The organism is Streptomyces sp. NPDC044704, from assembly GCF_056433525.1.
In genome coordinates this window covers 90,179-113,008 of record NZ_JBWKGY010000001.1, presented here as the reverse complement: position 1 = coordinate 113,008, position 22,830 = coordinate 90,179, and the positions used below count along the sequence as shown (strand labels likewise).

General features: G+C 75.3%; 19 protein-coding genes. 7 read left to right on the top strand and 12 right to left on the bottom strand.

Features of this window, described 5'->3' with window-relative positions:
- Positions 1 to 12 precede the first annotated feature (12 nt).
- Positions 13 to 414 carry a VOC family protein gene (locus AC07B0_RS00490; RefSeq protein ID WP_356871992.1) on the top strand — a complete coding sequence of 134 codons (402 nt, stop codon included), beginning with the start codon at positions 13 to 15 and terminating at the stop codon, positions 412 to 414.
- Positions 415 to 506: 92 nt separating this feature from the next.
- Here the strand turns inward: AC07B0_RS00490 and AC07B0_RS00485 are convergent, their stop codons facing one another.
- From AC07B0_RS00485 to AC07B0_RS00465, 5 genes are read right to left on the bottom strand one after another with little or no spacing between them, the layout of a single operon-like run.
- A complete protein-coding gene (locus tag AC07B0_RS00485) occupies positions 507 to 2,072 on the bottom strand; it encodes an AAA family ATPase (RefSeq protein ID WP_356871994.1) in 1,566 nt (521 codons plus the stop codon).
- 16 nt (positions 2,073 to 2,088) lie between these two features.
- Positions 2,089 to 2,673 (bottom strand): hypothetical protein, encoded by a 585-nt coding sequence (locus tag AC07B0_RS00480; RefSeq protein WP_467291891.1) that lies wholly within the window; start codon positions 2,671 to 2,673, stop codon positions 2,089 to 2,091.
- Between the two features lie 11 nt (positions 2,674 to 2,684).
- Positions 2,685 to 2,870, bottom strand: a complete 186-nt coding sequence (locus tag AC07B0_RS00475; RefSeq protein WP_478895987.1) for a hypothetical protein — start codon at positions 2,868 to 2,870, stop codon at positions 2,685 to 2,687.
- Positions 2,867 to 4,639, bottom strand: a complete 1,773-nt coding sequence (locus tag AC07B0_RS00470) for a hypothetical protein (RefSeq protein ID WP_478895985.1) — start codon at positions 4,637 to 4,639, stop codon at positions 2,867 to 2,869. Before AC07B0_RS00470 ends, AC07B0_RS00475 begins: the two co-directional genes overlap by 4 nt.
- A complete protein-coding gene (locus AC07B0_RS00465; protein WP_356872002.1) occupies positions 4,636 to 5,133 on the bottom strand; it encodes a hypothetical protein in 498 nt (165 codons plus the stop codon). The genes AC07B0_RS00470 and AC07B0_RS00465 overlap by 4 nt, the downstream gene beginning before the upstream one ends.
- A gap of 157 nt (positions 5,134 to 5,290) precedes the next feature.
- On the opposite strand from AC07B0_RS00465, the gene AC07B0_RS00460 reads away from it, so the two are divergent.
- Positions 5,291 to 7,216, top strand: coding sequence for a caspase family protein (locus AC07B0_RS00460; RefSeq protein ID WP_469382612.1), 1,926 nt, complete (start codon positions 5,291 to 5,293; stop codon positions 7,214 to 7,216).
- Here the strand turns inward: AC07B0_RS00460 and AC07B0_RS00455 are convergent.
- Together AC07B0_RS00455 and AC07B0_RS00450 are read right to left on the bottom strand one after the other, a co-directional pair.
- Positions 7,197 to 11,189, bottom strand: a complete 3,993-nt coding sequence (locus tag AC07B0_RS00455; RefSeq protein ID WP_469382611.1) for a CHAT domain-containing protein — start codon at positions 11,187 to 11,189, stop codon at positions 7,197 to 7,199. The genes AC07B0_RS00460 and AC07B0_RS00455 overlap by 20 nt on opposite strands.
- 14 nt (positions 11,190 to 11,203) lie before the next feature.
- Positions 11,204 to 12,433 (bottom strand): macro domain-containing protein, encoded by a 1,230-nt coding sequence (locus tag AC07B0_RS00450; RefSeq protein ID WP_469382610.1) that lies wholly within the window; start codon positions 12,431 to 12,433, stop codon positions 11,204 to 11,206.
- A gap of 312 nt (positions 12,434 to 12,745) precedes the next feature.
- Between AC07B0_RS00450 and AC07B0_RS00445 the strand changes: the two genes are divergently transcribed.
- From AC07B0_RS00445 to AC07B0_RS00435, 3 genes are all read left to right on the top strand, one after another.
- Positions 12,746 to 13,804: a DNA polymerase III subunit beta family protein gene (locus tag AC07B0_RS00445; RefSeq protein ID WP_469382609.1), complete on the top strand. Its 1,059-nt coding sequence runs from the start codon at positions 12,746 to 12,748 to the stop codon at positions 13,802 to 13,804.
- Positions 13,805 to 13,815: 11 nt separating this feature from the next.
- Complete coding sequence (locus AC07B0_RS00440) at positions 13,816 to 14,454, top strand: hypothetical protein (protein WP_356872012.1); 639 nt, start codon at positions 13,816 to 13,818, stop codon at positions 14,452 to 14,454.
- A gap of 108 nt (positions 14,455 to 14,562) precedes the next feature.
- Positions 14,563 to 15,777: a serine hydrolase domain-containing protein gene (locus AC07B0_RS00435; protein WP_478895982.1), complete on the top strand. Its 1,215-nt coding sequence runs from the start codon at positions 14,563 to 14,565 to the stop codon at positions 15,775 to 15,777.
- Between the two features lie 18 nt (positions 15,778 to 15,795).
- Here AC07B0_RS00435 and AC07B0_RS00430 read toward each other — a convergent pair whose 3' ends face one another.
- Positions 15,796 to 17,862, bottom strand: a complete 2,067-nt coding sequence (locus AC07B0_RS00430) for an ATP-binding protein (protein WP_478895980.1) — start codon at positions 17,860 to 17,862, stop codon at positions 15,796 to 15,798.
- A gap of 58 nt (positions 17,863 to 17,920) precedes the next feature.
- On the bottom strand, positions 17,921 to 18,631 hold the full coding sequence (locus AC07B0_RS00425; RefSeq protein ID WP_356872018.1) for a FadR/GntR family transcriptional regulator: 711 nt from the start codon (positions 18,629 to 18,631) through the stop codon (positions 17,921 to 17,923).
- 106 nt (positions 18,632 to 18,737) lie between these two features.
- Between AC07B0_RS00425 and AC07B0_RS00420 the strand changes: the two genes are divergently transcribed.
- Together AC07B0_RS00420 and AC07B0_RS00415 are read left to right on the top strand one after the other, a co-directional pair.
- Positions 18,738 to 19,289, top strand: a complete 552-nt coding sequence (locus AC07B0_RS00420; RefSeq protein WP_478896683.1) for a gluconokinase — start codon at positions 18,738 to 18,740, stop codon at positions 19,287 to 19,289.
- Between the two features lie 22 nt (positions 19,290 to 19,311).
- Positions 19,312 to 20,709 (top strand): GntT/GntP/DsdX family permease, encoded by a 1,398-nt coding sequence (locus AC07B0_RS00415; RefSeq protein WP_356872022.1) that lies wholly within the window; start codon positions 19,312 to 19,314, stop codon positions 20,707 to 20,709.
- Positions 20,710 to 20,756: 47 nt separating this feature from the next.
- On the opposite strand, the gene AC07B0_RS00410 is transcribed toward AC07B0_RS00415, so the two are convergent.
- The 3 genes from AC07B0_RS00410 to AC07B0_RS00400 all read right to left on the bottom strand — a co-directional run bounded on the left by AC07B0_RS00410 (position 20,757) and on the right by AC07B0_RS00400 (position 22,819).
- Positions 20,757 to 21,005: a hypothetical protein gene (locus AC07B0_RS00410; protein WP_469382604.1), complete on the bottom strand. Its 249-nt coding sequence runs from the start codon at positions 21,003 to 21,005 to the stop codon at positions 20,757 to 20,759.
- 33 nt (positions 21,006 to 21,038) lie between these two features.
- A complete protein-coding gene (locus tag AC07B0_RS00405; RefSeq protein ID WP_478895977.1) occupies positions 21,039 to 22,184 on the bottom strand; it encodes a hypothetical protein in 1,146 nt (381 codons plus the stop codon).
- A gap of 119 nt (positions 22,185 to 22,303) precedes the next feature.
- A complete protein-coding gene (locus tag AC07B0_RS00400) occupies positions 22,304 to 22,819 on the bottom strand; it encodes a protein-tyrosine phosphatase family protein (RefSeq protein ID WP_478866197.1) in 516 nt (171 codons plus the stop codon).
- Positions 22,820 to 22,830 lie beyond the last annotated feature (11 nt).

Here is a 22,830-nt window from a genome sequence, read left to right as displayed (position 1 = left end):
TTGGAGCGTGTCATGGACATCAAGCTGGAGCTGGTCGCCGTCCCCGTCACCGACGTGGACCGGGCCAAGGCCTTCTACGAGAGGATCGGCTTCCACGCCGATCACGACGTCACGGTCAGCGAGGAGATCCGCTTCGTCCAGCTCACCCCGCCCGGATCGGCCTGCTCGATCGCCCTCGGCAAGGGCCTGACCCGGATGGTCCCCGGGTCGCTGGACAACCTCCAGGTCGTGGTCACCGACATCGAGGAGGCCTACGCCGACCTCAGGGGCCGGGGCCTGGAGGTGACCGAGATCCAGGACATGCCCTGGGGATCGTTCGTCTACTTCTCCGACCCGGACGGCAACGGCTGGGCCGTGCAGCAGACGACGCCGCGCACCGCCGCGGACCCGGGCCGGGACGCGGCCGCGGGCTGAAGCCCCCCGCCCCCCGCCACCCGCGCGGTCCGTACGCCGGGCCGGTGCGCGCGTACGGACCGCGCGGGCGCGCCACCGGCCCGGCGCGGCCGTCAGTCGTCGAGGAAGACGATCCGCCGGGCCGGGCCCGAGGGACCCTGGGCGGCCGCGGCCGTGAACCGGCCGGCCGGAACGGCCCGTTCCCGGCCCCAGGCGCGGATCTCCTCGATCTGTTCCGGGTTGTTGCGGCTGAGCGGCACCGTGTTGGCGAAGGTGTCCAGGACGAACGCGGGCCGCATGTGCTGCGGGCCGCCGCCCAGGTAGACCTCGGCGCCGACGTCGTGCAGGGCCGCCTCGATGTCGGAGCCCGCGAACCCGTCGGACAGCTCCACGAGCCGGGCGAGCTGCTCGGGATCGGGTTCGGTCTTCAGGTAGCGGCGGTAGTAGATGCCGATGATCTCCTCCCGGTCCTGGGCGTCGGGCAGGTCGACGAAGAACAGCTCGTCGAAGCGGCCCTTGCGCAGCAGTTCGGGCGGCAGGCTGCGGACGTCGTTGGCGGTGGCGACGACGAAGGTGCGCGACTGCGACTCCTGGAGCCAGAACAGGAACTGCCCGATGATGCGCTGCGGGACCCCGGTCCCGTCGCCCGCGCCGGCCAGCCCCTTCTCGATCTCGTCGATCCACAGCACGCAGGGCGCGACCCGGTCGGCGGTCTCCAGCGCCTCCCGGAAGCGGCCCTCCGACTCGCCCAGGTACTTGCCGTGGATGGAGCCCATGTCCAACCGGTACAGGGGAAGTTGCCACTGCGCGGCGATGGCCTTCGCCGAGAGCGACTTGCCGCAGCCGGGGACGCCCACCAGCAGGACCCCGCGCGGCGGCCGCAGGTCGGTGGCGCGCAGGTCGGCCTGGAGCAGCCGGCCGCGGCGGCGGAGCCAGTCGCGGAGGTTCGACAGGCCCCCCACCGCGTAGTCGGCGGCCTTGAGCGGGACCTTCTGCAGACCGGTCAGGTCGTTGAAGATGCGGTCCTTGGAATGGGCGAGGGCCACGACGTCGCCCGCCTCCACGGAGCCCTTCGCGGCGACCGTGGCCATCAGGTTGATCGCCTCCCCCTCGGTGACCCCGACGAGGAACTCGGCGGCCCGCCGGGTGTCCCCCTCGTCCCAGGCGATGGGGATGTGGCCCCGGTGGTCGTCGAGGAACGCGGAGATCGTCGCGTACATCTCGTCGGCATCGGGCGGGTCGAGCTGGAGGCCCATGCCGAGCCGCTGGAGACCGCTCCACACGGGGCTGTCGGTGATGAGGATGACGCTGCCCATGTTGGTGTCGGCCAGCCGGGCGAGTTCGGCGACGTGCCGGGTCAGGGGGGTGTCGGCGTCGAGGTCGTCCGGTTCGACGAGGACGAGGGTGGCGTTGGGGCGGGAGGTGAACTGGGACGCCGCGTACTCCATGGCGCCCGTCAGGGAACGGTCGTCCATCAGGGGCGCGTTGGTGCGCAGGTCGCGCAGTCCGGTGGCCCTGGTGTAGATCCAGAACGGCATGGCGCCGCGCCGGGCGTGGGTGGCGGCGGTGCGTACGAGGCGCAGCGCGCGCTGCTGTTCGATGGTGCGGATGCAGATGACCGGGACCCGGGCGGAGATGTAGCTGTCGAGATCGCGATGGCATTCGGCGTGGTTGGACATGGGTGGTGGTCTCCGGTCAGTCGGTGATGATGCGGCGGCGGGCGGGGGCCGCGGGGTCGTACGACCAGCCCTCGCCCGGCGTCGGTCCCGGCCGGCCCGTCCCCGGACCCGGCGCGCCCGGGCCGGCCGTGGTCAGCGGGTTCTCGCGCAGGGTGCGGCGGCGGTCCTCCAGGAACCGCGGGTCGCCGCCGCCGCGCGCGGCCCGGTCCAGGGACGCCTCCAGCTGTTCCTGGAATCCGGTGATCTGGCCGTCGACGAGTTCCTCCAGCTTCCCGCGCAGGTCTTCGGGGAGGCCGGGGTGCGCGGCGAGGGCGCGGACCGCGTCGAGGCCGGTGCGGGCCTGGACGAGGGCCCGGCCGGCGTCGAACTCGTCGCGGGCCGCTTCGAGGGCCGCGGTCAGGGCCTTCGCCCAGTCGCGCAGGCGCCGGTCGAAGGCGTCGGTGAGGTGCTGTGAGAAGCGGGCCCAGGTGTCCTGGTGGTAGTCCCCGGGCCGCAACGCGGGCAGCCGGGCGGCGGCTTCGGCGGTGGCGGCGGCCCCGGACCGGCTCCAGTCCCGCAGGTACCGCGTCCACGTCTCGTAGGCACCGCCGTGGCCCCACATGGCGTGCGCGGTCAGGGGGTGTCCCCTCGGGTGCCGGGGCGGCGTACGAGCTGTTCGCCGGGTGGCAGCGGTGACCATGCGGGCAGGCCTTCGACGACGCGGCGCAGCCGGGCCGTGGTGCGTTCCTCGGCGGGTTCGGCGCCGCCGGCCCACAGCCGGCGGCGGGGCTGGGGTGCTCCGGTGTCGGGTGTGGTCATGTGCGGTCCCCTCCGGGGGTGACGGTACGGCCGGTGAAGGGGGAGTTCCCCTCGGTGGCGGTGGCCAGCGAGTCGATGAGGGCGCGCACCTGTTCCTCGACGGCGTCGGCGTCCTGGTAGGCCTGTTGCCAGTTGGTCAGGTCGGCGCCGGCTCCGACGAGCCGGTGCAGGGCGTCGCGCCGGGCCTCGCCGAGGAGGAGCCGGGCGGAGTCCTGTGCGCGGCGGGTCTTGGTGGCGCCCTGGTGGATGACGAGCCAGGCGATGCCGCCGATGAGCAGGGGGATCAGGACGGCTGCCGCGGGGCTGATCGCGTTGCCGATGAACAGGCCGATCAGGGCGGCGGCGAGGGCCGCGGCCACCTTCCCCGGGTACTTGTACCCGAGGGCGGCCACGAACGGCGCGGTGTGCCGGTCCCAGTGCTCGCCGAGCCCCTTCTCCAGCTCGGGGAGCGGGGTGCGGTACGAGCCGGTCCAGGCGGGCAGGGTGAACTTCTGTCCGGCGACCGGGTAGGTGGCCTCGAAGCGGGCCTGTACGTCCTGCGGTACGGCTGCCCGGTAGTCGCGGGAGAAGCCCTGGTGGGCGTGGTGGAACCAGTCCCGGCAGGCGGCGACGGCGAGGCGGCGCGTGGCTTCGGAGGTGCCGATGGCGGCGGGGTTGAGGGCGGCCGTGCTCTGGACGGTGAGGTAGTCGAGGGTGACGTCGTAGGACGCCGAGTCGGCGTCGGCGGTGGCCCGGGCCCGCGTGGTGTCCCCGTCGTGCGCGACGACGGCCTCCTGGTAGGCGAGGTCGCGGCGCAGGGGCAGTTCCTCGTTGTCGTACTCGGAGACGAGCCGGTCGAGGATGTCGTCGACGGCGTCCTCGATCCGCTGCGTGGGGGTGGGTTCGGTGTTCAGGACGGCCGTGTACTTGTCGAGGACGACCTGCTGGGTGCGTGCGGCGGAGAGCACCTGGCCGAGCTGCGGCCACTGGGGCGAGACCTGGTGCAGGAAGGTGAACTCGGCCCCGGTCACGGTCGGGCACAGGGAGCCGAGTTCGGCCCGCCAGCGGTCGATCTGGGCGTCCTGGGCGGCGGTGTCGCTGCCGAGGAGCTGGTGCCATTCGTCGAGGACGTCGCGGAGCATGGACCGGCCGGCCGGGCCGAAGGCGCCCTGGGCGACGGACTCCAGGATGACGGCGAACTCGCGGCCGAGGGCGGCCGGGTCCTGGGCCAGCAGGTAGTGGCGCAGCCAGCGTGCCGATTCGCCGTGCCGGCCCTGGCGGCGCAGGACGAGCGCGAAGAAGAGCGAGGTGCGGTCCGGGGAGCGGCGGAAGGACTCCTGGACGGCCCGCTCGCACAGGGCGGGGTCGTCGGCCGACCAGGCGGCGAGGGCCACCAGGGCGGGGGCGAGCCAGTACCTGGGGGTCTGGAGCATCAGCTGGTCGCCGACGGCGCGGACGGTGTCCTCGGAGACCAGGCCGATGTCGAAGGCCTGGAGCATGCCGACGGCGGTGCGCCGGACCACCTTGTGGTGGCCGAACTCGTGGTCGAGCTGGTCCTGGATGACGCCGACGCGGGTCTCCGCCCGCTGGAGGGCCGCGGTGAGCCGTGCCTGCGCCGCGAAGGCCTGGAACTCGTCGCGCAGCTGCTGGAGTTCGGTGCGCGTCTGCTGCTGGTTCGCCTCGACGGAGCTGACCTGCCCCGAGACGTGGCCGATCTGTTCGGCGACCCTGGCGACCAGCTGGTTGACCTCGGCGACCTTCCGGTGCAGTCCGTAGTCGATGTCCGTCATGCGCTTCCCCCCGCTCGCGGCCCGCTGGGCCGTACCACCGAACCGTTCTGCAGGACGGGCAGCAACAGCCCGTCGGAGTAGACCTCCACCCAGGCGTAGCTGGGGCTGCGGGCCAGCATCCGGGCGGCGCCGTAGGGCTCGGGCAGCACGTCGCCGGGGGTGTAGTGCGTGAGGATGGCGCCGAAGAGGTTGAGGATGTGGTCCACGTAGGGCGGGCCCAGGTGGCACCTGGCGAGGAAGCCGATGGGCGCGCTGTGGTGGAGCGCCTCGTACTGTTCGCGGATCCAGTCGGCGAGGCGGCGCCCGGCGGCCTCGTCGAGTCCGGCGTCGAGCCGGGCCACCGCTTCGAGCAGCTCGCCCGACCGGCTGCGCAGCCGGTCGGCGAGGGGCCCGGGTGCGTGGGACGCTCCGGTGGCCGCGGCTGCCTCGCCCGCGCCCTGCCGGAGGTCCTGGGCCGGTCGTACGACGCGGCGCGGACGCTCGATGTAGCCCATGGTCTCCCCGTATTCGCGCGTGGAGCACGCAGATTAATGACGTTGCGTCAATCGTGCGACCCCAAAAGGGATTCGAGCCACGTTCTCCCCGCAAGTGACCGTGATCCGACCGGTTTTCGGCCAGTGTCCGCCCCGGCCCGCGGTCCACACTGGCGTGATGGCAAAGGTTTACGCCCTGCTCGTGGGCATCAACGAGTACGGCGCGGCGATCGGTTCGGGTCTGTCCGATCTGCGCGGGTGCCTGAACGACGTGGCCGACGCCCGGGCCGCGCTGGAGGGCGCGGCCCCGGGCCGGGTCGACGCGCGGATCCTGCTGGACTCCGAGGCCACGGCCGCGGCGGTCGAGGAGGCGGTGAGCAGGCACCTGGGCCGGGCTGGGCCGGGTGACACGGCGCTGCTGTGGTTCAGCGGGCACGGGACGGAGTACGCGGCGGTCACCGCGCACGAGCTGCTGCTGGAGCCGACCGGTCGCTGCCAGGCGCTGGTGTGCGCGGACGGGCCGCTTCCGGACAAGCGGCTGGGCGCGTTGCTCGACGGCGCGGCGGCGGGCGGCGGCCGGGTGGTGGCGGTGCTCGACTGCTGCTACTCGGGGGGCGCGAGCCGTAAGCGAGTGACCCCCCGCTCGCTGACGCCGCTGCCGCGGTGGCGGCCGACGGTCGCGTCGCGGGACGTGAGCGGCCCCGACACCGGGCCGCGGCACCTGCTGCTGGCGGCGAGCCGGCTCGGGCAGCCGTCCTTCGAGCGCCCGATCGACGGCGCGGGCCGTACGGACGGCCCGTACGGCCCCGAGGGCCCGCGCACGCGCGGCGTGTTCTCGTACGCCCTGGCCCGCGCCCTGCGCCAGGCCGGACCGGACGCCACCGCGCGGGAGCTGCTCGCGGCGGCGGACGCCGGGGTGCGGCAGCTGGTGTACGGGCAGCAGCCGGTCCTGTTCCCCGCCGATCCGGGCGGGCCGGCCGACCGGCCGCTGCTGGGCGGGGCGGCCGCGGCGCCCAGCGCCCACCTGCTGCGGGAGGGGCCGGACGGCTGGGAGGTGGACTGCGGGCGGGTGCACGGCCTGACCGGTGGCACGGGTACGGAGTTCACGGCGGCGGGTGGCCTCCTGCGGGTCGCGGAGGTGCGGGCCGACCGGGTGCTGGTCGATCCGGACGGCTGGGTACCGGAGCCGGGGTCGGTGCACGCGGTGGCCCTGTCGGCGCTGGCGCTGCCCCCGGCGGCGGTGGTGCTCGACGGGGACCGGGTGGAGCTGCCCGCCTCGCCGCTGCTGCGCGAGGTCCGGGCCGGTTCGGCGGAGGAGACAGGGGCGGGGCTGCTGTTCCGCGTCGAGGTGCGCGGGGGGCTGGCCCGCGTCCTGCGCCGGGACGGTTCCCCGTACGTGGACCCGCTGCCGCTGGCGGGGCCCGACGACGTCGGCTTCCTCGCCCACTGCCTGGCCCGGCTGACGCACTGGCACCGCCTCCGCGACCTGAACGCGGGCCTGTCCCCGCTGTCCGGGCACGTCCGGGTGGAGGTACTGCCGTGGTCGGACCGCGACGGGGAACCGCTGCGGCCCGACGCGCGGGGGGAGATCGCCCTCGCCTACGAGGGCCGGGAGCCGCCGTGGATCACCGTGCGGGTGCGCAACACCGGGCCGCGGCCGCTGTGGTGCGTGCTCCTCAACCTGGACGAACGGTTCGGGGCCGGGTCGGCGCTCTTCCCGGGCGGGTTCGTCGGCCCGGGGATGACCGGGCACGCGCTGGACGGGGAGCCGCTGCGGATGGTGCTGCCGGCGTCGCGGCCGGTGCGGCCCGGGGCTTCGGTGCGGGACTGGCTGACGCTGGTCGTGGCCGAGGGGGAGCTGAACACGGTGCCGTTCCACCTGCCCCCATGGGATGCGACCACCGACCGCCCGGGTCTGGTCGGCGGCCCGGCCGCGGACGGTCTGCTGCGGCTGGCCGGGCCGTCGGCGGGGCCGGGCAACCGGGACCTGCTGCCCGCCCGGGCGGCGTTCGTGGCGGGCCAGTGGGCGGCGAGCACCGTCGCCCTGCGCACGGTGGTGCCCGCCCTCCCGGCCGGCACCCGCCTCACTGACCCAGGTGCGTGAAGCCGGCCCAGGCGCTCAGGTCGTACGGGTCGAGGTCCGTGAGCCGGGCGGCCAGGACCGGCGGCAGCCCTTCGGGCACGGTCCGCGCCGGGTCCAGCATCCACAGCTGGGCCCGGCGCAGGGCCCGCGCGGGGGGCTCCTGTTCGCGGCGCAGGTAGTGGTGGGTGAGGAACATCAGCAGGGAGGTCGCGTCGTCCGGTACCGGCCACAGCGAGCCGATCACCGAACGGCTGCCGGCCACCAGGAAGGCCGTGGACAGGCTGTACGCCTCGTTGTGGCCGCGCCCCGAGACCTGGCTGCGGCAGGCGGCGAGGACGACGAGTCCGAGCCTGCCGTGGACGGCTCCGGCCAGTTCCTCCGCGGTGAGTTCGCCGCCCTTGAGGGAGAGGTAGGAGCTGCGGGGCCGGTTCTCCTCGACGGTGCCGTGGCAGGCGAGGTGGAGGACGGCGCCGTCGTCGGCCCGGTCGCGCAGCCAGCCGGCGACCTGCGCGGGCGCGCCGTCGCCGGTGCGCAGGCCGACGTACTGGCCGTGCGGGTAGAAGACGCGCCGGACGGCGTCGGCCTCCTCCCCCGCGTAGGGCAGGTCACCGGTGGGGTTGCCGACGACCAGTGCGGTACCGGAGTGCGGGGCCGGGGGGCGGGCCGCGACCTCGCAGAGCAGGCGCGCGGAGGCGGCGTACGAGAACTCGGCCCGTTCGATGGCGTGGCGGCGGCCCCGGCCCTCTTCGGCGAACGCGGCGTGCCAGGGGACCAGGCCGAGCGCGCCCATCGGGACGAGGACCAGCCGGGGCACCCGGCCCGGCCGGGCCGGTACGTCGAACACGTCCAGCAGGGGCTGGACGGCGGTCTTCCAGGCCCAGGCGCAGAGCCGGTCCAGCTGGACGCGCAACGGCGGAGCGGGGGCGGGGGCGGGGCGCCCGTAGCCGGGAACGGCTTGGATGAGGCGGGCCTCGCCGGCCTCGGCCGGGCGGTACTCCCGCAGCGGGGCGGCGTCCTCGCGGAGCAGCGGGAGCGGCACCTCGTGCACCGTGCCGGCGGTGGTGACGACGAGGGCGGTACCGGGGCACGACTCGGTGCCGGGCACCAGGTAGACGAGGGCGTCCTTGTGCTGCGTGCGCAGGGCCGCGCCGATCTCCTCGGGGCCGGGCGGGTCGAGGAGCCGGTCGTCGCCCTCGGTGAGCGCGAGGACGACGCGGCGGCGCAGGCCGCTCGGGACGGCGTCGGGGTCGCCGCCCGCCGCCCGCCACTCGTCGGCGAGCCCGAGGTGCCCGCCGGTGGTGAGGCGTTCGGGGACGGAGCGGGTGGTGGTCGCGGTGTGCAGGATGAGGCCCCGGCAGGCGTCGAGGGCCCGTACGGCGTCCTCCGGGGCCCCGTCGGCGACGCACCAGCCGGCCAGTTCCCCGGAGAACTGCTCGGCCAGCCGGGCGGCTTCGGCGACGTCCTGGGTGCCGGACTGGAGGAGCGCCGACCACACGAAACCGCGCATCGCCTCCAGGCCCAGCTTCCTGCCCCGCTCGCGGTCGCGGCGGGCTTGGCGGTTCCTCATCCGGTGGGCCCGGGCCAGGTGGAACGTGGTGACGGCCCACAGCCGGTGTTCGGGCCCGCCCTCGGCTTCGGCCGCGGCCGGGAGGAGGGCGAAGGCCCGCTCCAGGTCCCGGATCCGCTCCGGTGCGCGCGGGTTCCCGTCCGCCAGGGCCAGGGCGGTGTACACGCTGCCGGTGTCGGCGGCGAGGCGGATCCAGTCCTCGCTGCCCGCCGGGGCCAGCAGGACCGCCTCCTCCGCGAGGGGAAGGACCTCCCGGGCCCGGGCCGCGTCGGCCCGCAGCAGGGCCTCGCCGATCCAGGCGCGGGCCACGTCGCCCAGCACGGTGGCACGGTGGGCGCGCGGCAGCCGGGACGCCTGACGGCGCAGCTCTTCCGGCGTGGGCCGCCCGGCCGGCGGGGGCAGCGGCGGAACCCCGAGGCGCAGGGCGAGGTCTTCGCGGGCCAGCCGGACCGTCTCCAGCTGCGACCAGATCTCGATCCGGCCGGGGTCGTCGGCCGGGTACCGGGCGACGACGTCCGAGAGGACCGCCAGTCCCCGGTCGACGGCGGCCAGGTCTCCCCGGCGGGCGTGCACCATCGCCTCACCGCCGGCCTGCTGGGCCCGCATCGTGTCCGTGAGGAGGGGGGAGAGGTCCAGTTCGTTCCAGACCCGCTCCCAGTCGGCGGGGCTGGGAGCGGCGCCCGTCGTGATGCCGTGCATCTGCGCGAGCACGGAGGAGGCCAGCATGACGCAGAGGGTCAGCCAGGGGCTGTCGAACCCGGTCCGGCGGGCCCCTTCGAAGTGCTCTAGTGCCTCGGTCAGCCGGGCCGGGTTCCCCCGCATCCCCTGGTGCAGGCGCAGTTTGCCCACCGCGAGGTGCGCGTTGACCCACCAGTCGGGGTGGGCCCGCGCGTAGGACAGGACGGCCCGGACGAGTTCCTCCTCGCGTTCCGGGCCGACCCGGTCCCCGTGCGGGTCGAGCGCGGCCAGGAGGGACAGGAGCTGCTCGGCGCGCACCGCGTGCGCGCGGCCGCCGGGTCCGTCCGCACGCCAGTCCTCGTAGAAGCGGGAGAAGCGGCGCTCCCAGCGGGCCCGGGCCTCCTCGGTGTCGGCGAGCAGGATGTGGTCCGGGCCGAATTCGAGGGGGATCTCGTCCCCCGCCCTGGCGAGGAACTCCTGGTAGAGGCGGTGCAGTTCCTCGGGCGGGACCGACTGCGGGTGGTCGGGGCCCAGTTGGTGCTGCGCGTCGGCCAGCATCATCCGGACGGTCTCCCGCAGCGCGGGTGCCAGGCCGGGATCCTCCAGGGCCAGGAGGGCGGCGCGCTCGATCCGCGGCAGCCGTTCCCGGTCGCCGTCCATCTCGTGGCGCGTGTGGTGGGCGCTGGTCAGGGCCCAGGCGACGAGGCCGACCGGGCCGGTTCCCTCGGACTCCCAGCGGTCGACGGCCCGGGTGAGGAGGGCGACGGACAGGTCGAGCAGGTCCGCGTCCAGCCGGGTCCGGCCGCGTACGAAGAGCGCCCGGCCGAAGACGTCGAGGTAACCGAGGTGGAGCGCGTCGATCTCCGCCTCGGTGCCGAGGAGCGCCCTGAGTTCCGTCTCGGCCCGCGCGCCCTGTTCCTCGTCCGCCCAGGTGCCGGCGATGACCACCCGGGCGAAGGCCACGCGCAGCCGGGCGTCCCGCTCCCATTCGGGCCGGCCGGGTGCCTCGGCGAGCGCGCGCAGGGTTTCGTCGCGGCCCTCCTCCAGTACGGCGCGGTCCCCCGCGGTGTTGCCCTGGAGGGTGAGCGACGCGCCCCGGGACTGGCGGACCAGCGGCAGGTCCCGGTCCGGGGCGCCGCCCGCCAGCACGTCGGCGTAGTACCGGGCCGAGCGGGCGAAGGAGGACACCTGGCCGGTGCGCAGACCGTGCTGCTGCCACAGGTAGCCGAGGGCCTCCTGGAGGTCCGCGTCCCGTCCGTCCTCGTCGTCGAGCGCGGCGAGACCGCGGTGCAGGGCCTCGTCGAGGAGGGCCTCGTCGGCGGTCTCCATGAAGCGGATCTTGGTGAGGTTGGCGAGGAGCCGCCGGGCCATCACGGCCTCGCCCCACGACTGCGGATCGTCGGGCAGTTCGGCGAGGCCCTCCGCGAGCAGGGCGTGGGCGCGGGCAGCCGTCTCCGGGTCGGGCCGTTCGTCGTACCGGAGGGCCAGGAGGTGTCCGTACATGATCCGCCACAGCGCCCGCCGCGGCCCGGGCGCGGGGGCGGGGCCGGGTTGGCGGAAGGCGTGCGCGAAGGCCTCGACGGCGAGTTCGAGGTCCTCGGGGTCGGCGAGCTCCTCGTGGAGCCGGTAGCTCAGTTCGCCGGCCCGCCCGCACAGGTCCCGTGCCCTCGGGTCGGCGGCCGGCAGGGTGGCGAGCTCGGCCATGACCGCCTCGCGTTCGGCCCGGGCGGCGGTCGCTGATGCGGACAAGACGGCTCCAGGGGTCAGGGCGCGGGCGTTGCGCGGTGGGGCGGCGGTACGCGGTCGGGCCGGGGCCGGCCCTCGGGGGCGGAGGATCCGAGCAACTCCCGGACGATCTCGGCGCGTTCGGGGGTGCGGACCACGAGGTGGACGTCCCAGGTGGCCCCGCGGGCGAGCTCGGCCTCCACCGCGGCCCACACGGCGGCCAGGCTCTCCGCGGGCGCGAGCCCGCCCCGCCCGGCCCCGAGCAACGGCAGGCAGACGGACCGCGGGGGCGGGTACGGCGCCGGGGCGGACGCTCCGGCTTCCGCCCCGGCACCGGTGTGGGCGTTCGCTCCCGGCACGGCCGGCGCCCCCGCTTCGGCGAGCAGGGCGAAGACCCGGGTCACGGCGCGGGTGACGTCCACGGGCTGGACGTCGTAGTCGTTGGTGCCGGGCCGGGGAACGGCCACCGCCGCGTGGTGGACGTACCGGATGCCCTGGCGTTCGAGGGCCCCGGCGCCGGTGACGGCCACCGTGCCGGGCGCGACCGGCAGGCCTTGCGGGGCGTACCGGTCGGTCCAGGCCCGCAGTTCGTCGCGCAGGGGCTCCGCGACGATCCGTCCGGCGGGGTCGCGCAGGGCTCCGGTGCGGCGCAGCGAGGCAGCGACGGAGGACTTGTAGGCCTCGGGCAGGGCGAAGTGGGTGTTCGACGGGGACACCACCACGTCGATGTCGCGCAGCAGGTCGACGGCGTGCACGTGCAGGGTGACGTGGTGGTCGCGGCCGCCGGCCCGGACGGGTATCCGGTGGTGACTGGAGGGCAGTTGACGGACCGTCCGCCCCGCGGCGGAGGCCGGGGCCGGTCCGGCGGCCGCACCCGTACCGCCGGCGTGGCGTACGACCTGCTCGGCCACCTGCCCGAGGACCATCAGCTCGTGGTGCTTGCGGAACCGCTCCACGCTGACCCCGTAGACCTGGGCGGCCCGCCTGCGCCGGTCGGCCGGCGGCCAGTCCCTGGTGCCGCGGGCCAGGCCGAGGCTGTATTCGGCGGCTTCCTGGAGGGTGCCTCCGCCCATCGAGGCGACGGCGGTGCGCAGGAGCCGTTCGACAGCGGGGAAGTGCGGCTCTCCGGGGCTCCCCTCCCCCGGACCGGCCGATAAGCCCGTGAGCACGGGAATGCCGAGCTCACGCAATCGGACGATCCCGGCCCGCCGCACTTCCCTCACCTCCGCGAGGACCGCCCCGTAGTCCGGCAGTTGTATGTGCGACATGGCGGAAGGATCGCACCGCCGCGCGCACGCCTACAAGCCGGTTCCGGCCCTCTCCTTCCATGGTGGGGGGCGGGCCGGTCGCGGACGGGGCGTGCGGTGGGCACGGCCGGTCGTGTTCCGGGCGGATCGCGGGTGCCGGTGCGGGGTCCCGCGCGGCCGGGCGGTCAGAGGGAGCGGGCCGCGCCGCCGTCGATGCGGACCGACTCGCCGTTGATGCGGGCGGCGTCCGAGGGCTGCCGGAGGCCGTACCGGCCGCCATCGCGCCGACCGCCGGTTGACCTTCAAGTGGGATGAAAGTCGACAATCGCGTTCATGGACGGCACACCAGAACTGATGAGCATCAGCGCGTTCGCCCGGCGGGTCGGGCTCGCGCCGAGCGCACTGCGCTTCTACGACGACTGCGGCGTACTGCCGCCCGCCCGGGTCGACGCGGTCACCGGATACCGCTCCTACTCCACCGCCCAGCAGGCCCGGGCCGCGCTCCTGCGCGCACTGCGCGAGGCCGGACTGGCCCTGCCGGACGTGGTGACCGTGCTCGACGGGCCCGCCGTCGGGGCCCGCGAGGTCCTGGAGCGGCACCGCACGGCCGTACGGGAGAACGGGCGGGCCGCCGACGCCGCGATCCGCGCCGTACTTGACACGCTGCCCGCGGGCCCGGACCGCACCGAGTTCACCCTCGGCGGGGCCGAGCTGGCCAGTGCCGCACGGCAGGTGGCCCCGGCCGCGGGGCGCGATCCCGCGCATCCCGTGCTCGGCTGCGTGCTGGTGGAGTTCGAGGAGGACGAGGTCCGCTTCGTGGCCACCGACCGCTACCGGCTCTCGCTGCGCACCCTGCGGCCCACCGCCGTGAGCGGGCCGCCGGGGCGCGTACTGATCGAGGCGGGGGCCCTGGTCGCGCTCGGGGCGTGGGCCGCCCGCGCCTCGGAGGTCGTCCTGTCGGCGGGACCCGCCGGCAGCCCCCTGTCCGTCCGGCACCCCGGCGGCGCCCGCGAGGTGGCGGTGACCGAGGGGTCCTATCCCGCCTACCGGGACGTGCTGGCGGCACTGGACGCCCCCGCCCACCGGGTGGTCGTCGGCCGGACGGCGCTGCTCGCCGCCCTGGAGGCCTGCCCGGACGCGGCGGCCGTCCCCGTCGAGCTGGGGCACGACCGGCTGCTGGTGGCGGGGAACGCGCTGCCCGCCGTACGCGAGGAGAGCGATCCGGTGCGGCTCGCCTTCGATCCGGCGGTGCTGGCGGCCGCGCTGGAGGCCGGCGTGGGGCCGGACGCGCTGCTGGAGGTCTCCGGCGCTGCCCTGCCCGTCCTGGTCCGCTCCGCCGACCAGGGCAGTTTCACCACGCTCGTGATGCCCGTCGCCCTCCCCGCAGCCTGAAGGAGACCCCCGTGGACCCCCGCAACACCGTCGTCCGGCTCTGCGCCCAGGGCATGGCCGCCGAGGCCTCGGGCGGGGCCGACGAGGCCCGCGCCCTGTTCCGCCGGGCCTGGGACGCGGCCGCCGACGACTACGAGGCCTGCGTCGCCGCCCACTACCTGGCCCGGCACCAGCCGACCCCCGGGGCGACCCTCCACTGGAACCGGACCTGCCTGGAGCTCGCCGACCGGGTGGGCGACGAGCGCGTACGCCCCTTCTACCCCTCGCTGCACGGCGCACTGGGGCGCGCCCACCTCGAACTCGGGCAACAGGCCGAAGCCCGCGCCCACTTCGAGGCCGGCGCCGCCCGGCTCGCCGAGCTGCCCCCGGGCCCGTACGGCGACTGGCTGCGCCTGCGGATCGCCGAGGGCCTGCGCGCGACCGCCCCGGCCGCCCCGGACCCCCTGCGGCCCCTGCTGGAACGGCTCTGCGCCCGCGCCGACCTCGCCTCGCTGGCGCTGCTGCTGCCCCCGTACCTCGCGAACCTGCGCCGGCCCGAGGACGAGGAGCGCCTCACCACCGCCCTGCGCATGCTCCACGCCGAACGCCGCCTCCCCGAGCGCGACCTGACCGCGCTGGCCGGGGTCATCGCCCTCAGGGACTCCGGGTGACCCTCCGGCGGCCCCCGCGGTGCCGGGCCGCCGCTCGCCGCGCGGGGCCGGGGGCGCGGGCCTACCCTGGTGATGCTGCTTGATCGTCGGGCGACGGGAGGCCCTGCCGTGAAGCCGACCCGCAAGCGTCTGCGGCGGGCCTGCGTGGCCGCCGCAGCCGCAGGTCTCCTGTTCGCTCCGGCCGTGGCGGGGTCCGCGTACGGGGCGGCCCCCGCCGCGCCGGCCGTCCCCGCGGCCCCCTCCCCCGATCCCGACGCGGAGTTCGTGCGCCTCACCCCGGCCGTCGCGGCCGAGCTGGACGCGGCCGTGCGGAAGGTCATGGACGAGACGGGCGTCCCCGGGGTGACCGTCGGCCTCTGGGCCCCCGGCAAGGGCAGCTACGTGAAGACCTTCGGCGTGGCCGACAAGGCGACCGGCGCGCCCATGGCCACCGGTCTGCACGTCCGCATCGGCAGCGAGACCAAGACGTTCACGGTCACCGCCCTGCTGCGGCTGGTCGACCGGAAGGAGATCGGCCTCGACGACCCCGTCGGCACATACGTCACCGGCGTGCCGAACGGGGACCACATCACCCTGCGCCAGCTCGCCGGCATGCGCAGCGGGCTCTTCAACTACAGCGAGGACGCGGACTTCATCAAGAGGTTCGAAGCCGACCCCAACGCGCTCTTCACCCCGCGCCAGTTGCTCGACTACTCCTTCAAGCACCCCGCGCAGTTCGCGCCGGGAGCGGAGTTCGACTACAGCAACACCAACCTGATCCTGCTCGGCCTGGTGATCGAGAAGGTCACCGGACGTCCGCTCCACGAGGTCATCGAGCGGGACGTGCTGAAGCCGGCCGGGCTGCACCGCACGCTCTTCCCCACGGGCGCGGAGATCCCGGCTCCGTACGCGCAGGGCTACACGAACCAGACGGCCTCGGGCAAGACCGTGAACTCGACCCACTGGGACCCCTCCTGGGCCTGGGCCGCCGGGGCGATGATCTCCGACCTCCAGGACCTGCGCAGCTGGGCCCGCACGCTCGCCACCGGCACCCTGCTGACCCCCGCGACCCAGGCACAGCGTCTGAAGACCACCCCCATCGGCGTTCCCGGCGCAGGCTACGGGCTGGGCATCTTCAACGTGCAGGGCTGGATCGGCCACAACGGCTCACTGCCCGGGTACGAGACCCTGACCGTCTACCTCCCGCAGGCGCGGGCGACGATGGTCATCCTCCTCAACACCGACGCCCTGCACGACGGCCAGGAGCCCAGCACCCTCTTCGGCGAGGCGGTCAGCGCCATCGTCAGCCCCGACCACGTCTACCCCGGCCACAAGCCCCACTAGGTCCTGTCGTCGGAGTCCTCACGTGGCGCGTGAGCGGGTGCGCTGGGCGTGGCCGTGGCGTACGCCCTCCTGGAATGCGGCCTCGTAGGCCTGGTCGCCCAGTGCGCCGCGGGCGGTGCGTTCAAACTCCTCGCGGACCGGCCCCAGTTCCGGTGTTCCGCGCTGGGGGTGGCCGACCGCCTGCCAGTAGGCGTGGCCCGCGCCGTAGGCGTGCGCGGCGCCCGCTTCGTCGCCGGCCGCCGCCCGGGCCGCGGCCAGCAGGTCGAGGCCGAGTGCCGTGCCGAAGCTGTCGCCGAGCTCCCGCTTGCCGTCCAGCATCGCCCGCGCGTGGGCGGCGGAGTCGACGGGTCGGCCCTCGAACAGGCAGATCAGGGCCAGTTGGTAGTCGGCGTAGGCGCGGGTCCAGTGTTCCCCGCGGGCCGCGCAGCCGGCCCGCAGCAGCTCCGCTTCGGCGCGGGCGTCGACGAACAGGCCCATGCCGGTCAGGGCGAACACCCGTACCAGGTGGCTGCGCAGCCGTGACGGCGAGTCGAAGGGGGTGCCGGGGCGGGCCTCCAGCGCGTTGTCGGCGATGATCCGTGCGGCCAGCGGACGGCCGGCCAGCAGGTGGCTCAGGCCCAGCAGGTAGGCGGCGTCGAGGGCGGAGCGCGGGTCGGCCCCGTCGGTCGCGGCGAGGGCCTCGCAGGTCACCGCGAGCCGGTGCGCCTCGTCCTGCTCCCCCTGGAGCAGGAGGGTGACGCCGAGGGCCCACAGGGCGCGGACCCGGCCCGTGAGGTCGACGTCCTCGGGGCGGGCGGCCTGCAGCGAGCGTTCCAGGTAGCCGCGGGCGGCGTGCAGGTGGCCGCAGCAGGCCCAGAAGAAGCCGACGCGGCCCGCCAGTTCCACGGCCGTGGCCGGCGCGGTCGCCAGGTAGTGGTCGAGGGCGGCGCAGAGGTCCTGGTGGCCGGTGGCGATCCCGCGGTAGGCGTCCCGCTGTCCCGGGCCCAGCCATTCCCGTTCCGCGGTCCGCACCAGGCCGAGGAAGTGGGCGGCGTGCCGGGCGCGCAGCGCGTCCGTTTCGCCGACGGCGTCCCGCCACATGGCCCCGTACTCGCGGATCGTGTCCAGCATCCGGTACCCGGTGCCGTCCGGGGTGCGGCGTACGACGGACTTGGCGGTCAGCGCCGCCAGCAGCGGCGGGACGTCCTCGGGCCGCAGCGGGGCCGCGGCGCACACGGCCCGGGCGGCGGCCTCGTCGAAGACGCCGCCGAAGACGGACAGCCGCAGCCACAGCAGGCGTTCGCGCGGGGTGCACCACTCGTGGCTCCAGCCGATGGCGGTGCGCAGGGCGCGGTGGCGCGGCGGCCGGGTCGCGCCGGCGGCGGGGAGCACTCCGATCCGGCGGGCGAGGCGCGCGGCGAGTTCCTCGACGGTGTGGTCCGTCAACTGCGCGGCGGCCAGTTCCAGCGCGAGGGGGATGCCTTGGAGGCGGACGCAGATCGCGTGGGCGGCCGCGAGCCGCCCCGGGGTCCACGGCTGCGGGGGCCCGGGACGGGCGGCGTCCGCCCGCGCGGTGAACAGGGCGAGGGCCTCTCCGGCGCCGTCGGAGTGCGGCAGGGGGCCGATCTCCAGTACGTGCTCGTCGGCGAGCCCGAGGGGCTCCCGGCTGGTCACGAGCACGACGAGGTGCGGGGCGGCCGCCAGGAGGTCCCGTACGAGGTCCCGTACGGCGGCGGTCAGATGTTCGCAGCAGTCCAGTACGAGGAGCAGCCGGCGCGCGCCGATCCAGGCGCGCACGGCTTCGGCGAGGGTGCGGGAGGTGTGGTCGGCGAGGTCGAGCGCGTCCGCGACGGTGTCCGGCAGGAGCCGGTCGCCGGGCAGGGGTGAGAGGTCGGCCCAGTGGACCCCGTCGGGGAAGGGGCCCCGGGAGGTGGCGGCGCCTTCCAGGGCGCGGCGGGCCAGCCGCGTCTTGCCTACCCCGCCCGGCCCCGTGAGGGTGATCAGCCGGCGTGCGGCCAAGGCCGTGCGCAGCGCGCCCAGTTCACCGTTCCGTCCCACGAAGGAGGCGGGTCCGCCGTCGTCGTCCCCGGCATCATGTCCCAGCACGCGCCCAGTCTGTCGTACGGCGGGGTGCCCGCGTACCGTCCGGGTGCGGGCGGCGCCGTCAGGGGGCGAGGACGTCGAGCTCGTCGAGGGCGCCGAGGGCGATCTGCCGGGTCAGGGCCTCGGCGGCGGTGGCGTCCCCCTCGCGGACGGCTTCGGCGACCCGTACGTGGAGGGTGACGGCGGCCGGGTCGGGGTCGTGGAACATCACGGAGTGCTCGGTGCGGCCGGTGAGCACCTCGGCGACGACGTCGCCCAGTCGGGCGAACATCTCGTTGCCGGAGGCGTTCAGCACGGTGCGGTGGAAGGCGATGTCGTGGTGGAGGTAGCCCTCCAGCTGGTGGCCGCGGGAGGTGCGGACCATGCCGAGGGCCGCCTCGGTGAGCTGGGCGCACTGGTCCGGTGTGGCGCGGGAGGCGGCGAGTCCGGCCGCGACCGGTTCGACGGCGGAGCGCAGCACGGTCAGGGAGCGCAGCTGGCGGGGGCGGTCGGTGCCGGCGAGGCGCCAGCGGATGACGCGGGGGTCGTAGACGTTCCACTCGTCGGCGGGCCGGACGGTGACGCCGACGCGGCGGCGGGATTCGACGAGCTGCATGGACTCCAGGACGCGGACCACCTCCCGGACGACGGTGCGGGAGGCGTCGAAGCGGTCGGCGATCTCGTCGGTGCGCAGGACGCTGCCCGCCGGGTGCTCACCGGCCGTGATGGCGAGGCCGAGGGTGTCCAGCACCAGGGAGTGGAGGCCTTGCGCCGGGCTGCCTTCGGTGGTCATGGCGTAAGCGTACGGTGACGCCCCGGAGAACCAATGGTGTGATGTTTTACCGTTCGACTCTTGAATAAGTACTACTTAATAGGCTTCAGTGGTGCCGCACGGACCGATGTCGACGAGGACAGCGAGGTACGACGTGAGCTCCCAGCGCGTCATTGTGGTGATGGGCGTGGCCGGTACGGGCAAGACGACCGTGGGGCGGCTGCTCGCCGCCGCGCTCGGCCTCCCGTACGCCGAGGGCGACGCCTTCCACCCGGCGGCGAACGTCGCCAAGATGTCCGCCGGCACCCCGTTGGACGACGCCGACCGGTGGCCGTGGCTCGACGCCATCGGGGAGTGGATCCGCGAGCGGGGCGGACGGCGGGGCGGGGTGGTCGCGGCGTCGGCGCTCAAGCGCGCCTACCGCGACCGGCTGCGCGCCACCGCCCCCGGGGCGGTGTTCGTCCACCTCACCGGGGGCCGCCCCCTGATCGAGCGGCGCATGGCCGCGCGCACGGGCCACTTCATGCCCGCCACCCTGCTCGATTCGCAGTTCGCCACGCTGGAGCCGCTCCAGGAGGACGAGCTCGGGGTCGTCGTCGACGTGTCCGGATCCCCCGAAGAGATCACCGGGCGGGCGCTGGCCGCGCTCGCCGCACTCCCCCTGCCGCACCGCCCCTAAAGAGATTCGAGGAACCGTCACCGTGACCGGTCTCAGCGTCGAGACACTGGCAGCGGCCGCCCCCGGACCGATCACCTCGGCCGGGAACACCCAGCTGGGCATCGCCGTCCTCGCGGGCATAGCCGTCATCGTCCTGCTCATATCCCGCCTCAAGCTGCACGCCTTCCTGGCGCTGACGGTCGGTTCGCTCGCCCTCGGGGTGTTCGCGGGCGCGCCGCCGGCGAAGACCATCACCAGCTTCACCGCCGGGCTCGGCGCCACGGTCGCGGGCGTCGGCGTGCTGATCGCGCTCGGCGCGATCCTCGGCAGACTGCTGGCGGACTCCGGCGGCGCGGACGAGATCGTGGACACCATCCTGGCCCGCGCCAAGGGCCGCGCGATGCCCTGGGCGATGGTGCTGATCGCCTCCGTGATCGGTCTGCCGCTCTTCTTCGAGGTCGGCATCGTCCTCCTGATCCCGGTGGTGCTGCTGGTCGCCAAGCGCGGGAACTACTCGCTGATGCGGATCGGCATCCCGGCGCTGGCCGGCCTGTCGGTGATGCACGGACTGATCCCGCCGCACCCCGGACCCCTGGTCGCCATCGACGCCCTGCACGCGAACCTCGGCGTCACCCTCGCCCTCGGGGTGCTCGTGGCCGTCCCGACCGTGATCATCGCGGGTCCGCTGTTCTCCCGGTACGCGGCGCGCTGGGTGGACGTCCCCGCCCCCGAGCGGATGATCCCGCAGAGCCCCTCCACGGATCCCGAGCACCGCCCGCGCTTCGGGGCGACCGTGTTCACCGTGCTGCTGCCGGTGGCCCTGATGCTGGTCAAGGCCCTGGTCGACATCGTCGTCGACGACCCCGCCCACCCGGTCCAGCGGGTCACCGACGTCGCCGGATCCCCGCTGATCGCCCTGCTGGCGGCGGTGCTCGTGGGCATGTTCACCCTCGGCCGGGCCGCCGGCTTCACCAAGGAACGGCTGTCCTCCACCGTCGAGAAGTCCCTCGCCCCCATCGCGGGCATCCTGCTGATCGTGGGCGCGGGCGGCGGCTTCAAGCAGACCCTGATCGACGTCGGCGTGGGGCAGATGATCCTGGACCTCTCCGCGAACTGGGCGATCCCGACCCTGCTGCTCGCCTGGCTGATCGCGGTGGCCATCCGCCTCGCCACCGGCTCGGCCACCGTGGCCACCATCTCGGCGGCCGGCCTGGTGGCCCCGCTCGCCGCGGGGGCGGGCACGACGGAGACCGCCCTCCTCGTCCTGGCCATCGGTGCGGGCTCGCTGTTCTTCAGCCACGTCAACGACGCCGGGTTCTGGCTGGTCAAGGAGTACTTCGGGATGACCGTCGGGCAGACCCTGAAGACGTGGTCGGTGATGGAGACCATCATCTCGGTCGTCGGCCTCGGCTTCGTCCTGCTGCTCTCGCTCGTCCTCTGACGGCCCCCACGCCTCCACGGCCCTGACGGCCGGCGCCGCCCGCGGGTTCAGCCCCGCGGGCGGCGCCGGCCGTCCAGCTGCGCCGCGGCCAGCGCGAACCCGTCGGCGGCCGTGGCGCAGCGGTCCGCCAGCGCGGTGACCTCCGCCCGGAACGCGTCGGCCTGCGGGCCGCGCCAGTCCAGTGCGGCGGCGCCCGCGCGCAGCCGGCGGGCGTGCGAGCGCAGGGCGGCGGAATGGCCGCGCAGGCCGTCGGCCGGGGCGGGCGGACGCGGGCTCGGCCGGTGGCGGTCGCTCACGGGCTGCTCCAAGGGGCTCATGTGACGGTCCGGTCAGTCCCGGTCCGGCAGCGGGACGAGGCGGCTGCCGACGATCCGCCCGCCGACGGCCGCACGGTCGGCGGCCTGGTCGGGGGCGCGGCTGGCGTCGCCGGCCGGCGGTACGGACAGCAGCCGGGTCCGGGGACCCGCGTCCGCCCGGGCGCCGGGCGGCATGGCGACGGCGACGACGTGGGTGACGGCGTAGACGGCGGTGAAGTCCCGGTCCCGGGCCAGTTCCGTGGCGGTGACCGCGCCGCCGCCGCGGCCGGCCAGGACCAGCGCGGCGCCGGAGGGGACCTCGCCGCGCACGGCCCGCGCCACCGCGCGCACCGTGGCGCGGTCCGGCAGGTGCACGACGTGCCGCGGCAGCCCGTCGGGGCCGGTCACCTCCTGGACCAGCAGGACGTCGGCCGCACCGATCAGCGCGGTGTTGCGCACGTAGCCGGCGAGGGTTCCGGTGACGTCGACGCCGTCCGGGTTCCCCGGGGCCGGGGGTTCCTCCCGTACGCGGCCCGGGTCGAAGAACGCGCGCAGGGCGGCGCCCAGCCCGAGGAGCGGCCGCGCGGTGACGGCCCGCCCGGTGGCGACCTGCCAGCCCGCGTGGTCGTTGAAGGGGTTCTCGTCGGTCAGGGCGTGCCACGCCAGGATGTCGGCGAAGGACGGCGCCAGGGCCGTGAAGGCGTGCCGGGCACCCCGCTCGCGCACGACGGCCCGGAAGGCCCGGGTGGCCTCGGCCTGCCGGTCCTGTGCCACCGCCCGCAGGACGGCGGCGCAGTCCGGGTCGGCGTACAGCTCGGGCCGGTCCAGGCCCGCGACGCGGATGCGGGCCTTCAGACCGCACACGGCGGTGCTCACGGCGAGGTTCTCCCGGCGGGCCAGGATCCCGGCCAGCCAGCCGGCCCTCGCCACGCCCCGCCCGCGCGGGGCCCAGCCGAGTCCGGCCGGGTCGGTGAGGGTGTGCAGCAGGGTGCGCCAGGCCCGGCGGCGGCCGCCCGGGCGCAGGAGTGCGGAGGCGGGCAGCCGGGCGCCGAGGGCGAGTCCGGAGGCGTACCGGGCGGCTTCGCCGACGGCGTCTGCGGCCTCGGCCAGGTCCCGGCACAGGGCGTCGAGCGCATCGGCATCCGGGTCGGTGGCCGGGGCGGTCACGGCGTCGGACATGGGTTCCTCGCGTACTGCGCAGGGGGCGGGGGAACCGCGGACCTCCACTCCGGTGGTCCACGGACAGCGACTTCGGGATCACCGTACGTCGCCCTCCCGGGGCGCGCGCTCCGACTGCGCTACGGGAGTGGGTCGAGGCCTCCCAGCAGCGCGGCGGTCTCCAGACCGGCGCTGAGGTAGTCGGTGAAGACGGGGTTGTGCAGCGCCCAGGGAGAGCGGCGGCCGCGGATCAGGGCGATGGCCTCGGCGGGCGGCAGGCCCCGGTCGACGAGGCACTGGGCGACGACGAGCCCCGAACGGTTGTAGCCGGAGTAGCAGCGGACGAGGGCCGTGCGGCCGGAGTCGAGGGCCTGTCCGGCGGTGCGGGCGAGGTGCTGGACGGTGCGGAGCTGCGCGGTGGTGAGGGGGGCGTCCGGCATCTCGCCGACGACGTGCTCGGCGGCCGGGTCCGGGCCGTGGCCGGGCCGGGTGAACAGGCTGATGACGAGGTCGAATTCGCGCCGGACGACGGCGGGCCGGACCTCCCCGGTGTCGTCGGCCCAGACGTGGCCGCCCATCCAGAGGCCGGGTGCGATCTCGTCCCAGGGGGTGCGGGGGTCCGGCACGTCGGAGGGTTTCCGCTTGGTCGTCGTCATGCCTTCGGATC

Coding starts and splice junctions, on each gene's coding strand:
- AC07B0_RS00490 (WP_356871992.1), top strand. CDS start 13: ATGGACATCAAGCTGGAGCTGGTCGCCGTCCCCGTCACCGACGTGGAC.
- AC07B0_RS00485 (WP_356871994.1), bottom strand. CDS start 2,072: ATGTCCAACCACGCCGAATGCCATCGCGATCTCGACAGCTACATCTCC.
- AC07B0_RS00480 (WP_467291891.1), bottom strand. CDS start 2,673: ATGTGGGGCCACGGCGGTGCCTACGAGACGTGGACGCGGTACCTGCGG.
- AC07B0_RS00475 (WP_478895987.1), bottom strand. CDS start 2,870: ATGACCACACCCGACACCGGAGCACCCCAGCCCCGCCGCCGGCTGTGG.
- AC07B0_RS00470 (WP_478895985.1), bottom strand. CDS start 4,639: ATGACGGACATCGACTACGGACTGCACCGGAAGGTCGCCGAGGTCAAC.
- AC07B0_RS00465 (WP_356872002.1), bottom strand. CDS start 5,133: ATGGGCTACATCGAGCGTCCGCGCCGCGTCGTACGACCGGCCCAGGAC.
- AC07B0_RS00460 (WP_469382612.1), top strand. CDS start 5,291: ATGGCAAAGGTTTACGCCCTGCTCGTGGGCATCAACGAGTACGGCGCG.
- AC07B0_RS00450 (WP_469382610.1), bottom strand. CDS start 12,433: ATGTCGCACATACAACTGCCGGACTACGGGGCGGTCCTCGCGGAGGTG.
- AC07B0_RS00445 (WP_469382609.1), top strand. CDS start 12,746: ATGGACGGCACACCAGAACTGATGAGCATCAGCGCGTTCGCCCGGCGG.
- AC07B0_RS00425 (WP_356872018.1), bottom strand. CDS start 18,631: ATGACCACCGAAGGCAGCCCGGCGCAAGGCCTCCACTCCCTGGTGCTG.
- AC07B0_RS00420 (WP_478896683.1), top strand. CDS start 18,738: ATGTCGACGAGGACAGCGAGGTACGACGTGAGCTCCCAGCGCGTCATT.
- AC07B0_RS00405 (WP_478895977.1), bottom strand. CDS start 22,184: ATGTCCGACGCCGTGACCGCCCCGGCCACCGACCCGGATGCCGATGCG.
- AC07B0_RS00400 (WP_478866197.1), bottom strand. CDS start 22,819: ATGACGACGACCAAGCGGAAACCCTCCGACGTGCCGGACCCCCGCACC.